Below are 1145 nucleotides of genomic sequence, written 5' to 3' on the forward strand. Positions count from 1 at the left end.
CTGCGGACGCACGAAGCCGGCTTCGACCTGGAGCTGGCCGTTCGCGGCAAGCGTAACGAATGCGCCAGCGGCCACCTTTTGAGCGGGATCGTAGATGTGGGGGCGATCGTCGATGGCATCGAGTTCGGCCCCGAGCCGGTCGAGCTTGTCTTCGATTTGCTCGTCCGCCTCCTGCGCCTTTGCATACTCGGCATCGAGCTTCTCGTACTCGGCCTTCAGTGCATCGTAACGTTGGATATCCTCGGCGCTCAGTGCCTCGGGTTCGGCATAGATGCGACGCATCCCCGAGGTGTGGCCGTACGGAAAACTGATCGCCGCCTCGACCCACTTCCAGCCTTCGGCGCGGATTTTCTCGGCGTCGATGTTCAGCTTGTCGAAGACGAGCTGCTCGAGAAGTGCTGCATCCTGGAACCAGCCGCCGCAATCCTGCTCGAACAGGTCGCGCAGGATAACACCACCTGCCGCTTCGTAAGCTTCTGCGCCGACATAGACCGCGCGGCGATCGTCGGCCCGGACGGTGGTCTCGGTCAGCAGGCGACGGATATAGTAGGGCTCCTGCATATGCGAGCTCGAGACCCGCTCCCAGACCTGTTCCTGGCGCCCATGATCGTTGGAGATCGAGAACGCCATGATCTGCTCGAGCCGGATTTCATCCTTCTCGTAGAGATCGAGCAGCTTCGGTGATACCGAGGTCAGCCGCAGGCGCTGCTTCACCGTCGCCGCCGACACGAAGAAGCGCGCGGCGATTTCTTCGACGTCGAGACCCTGGTCGCTCAGCGTCTTGAACGCCCGGAACTGGTCAAGCGGATGCAGGTTCTCGCGGTGGACGTTCTCGGCAAGCGAATCCTCTTCCGCCGATGTCGCCGTGCTACGATTGACAATACACGGGATCGGCTCGTTCTTTGCCAGCCGCTTCTGCTTGATAAGCATGCCGAGCGCGAGATAGCGGCGGCCGCCGGCGGGTACTTCGAACGTGCCGGTCTCCTCCCCGTCTTCGCCAAGCACGGGACGAACGTTCAGGCTCTGAAGCAGCATACGCCGTCCGATGTCTTCAGCGAGCTGCTCGATGGACACGCCGTCCTTCACCCGCCGGACGTTCTTCTGCGACAGCACCAGTCTGTCGTAGGGAATGTTCTGGGCAGCGT

At 62.0% G+C, this 1145-nt stretch carries 1 protein-coding gene; it reads right to left on the reverse strand.

Annotated elements, in window-relative coordinates:
* A partial coding sequence (locus AC1DZP_RS36235) for a ParB/RepB/Spo0J family partition protein (protein ID WP_477309160.1) occupies positions 1 to 1145 on the reverse strand: 1145 nt, incomplete at both ends.

The organism is Mesorhizobium sp. P2_F8 (genome assembly GCF_056403655.1).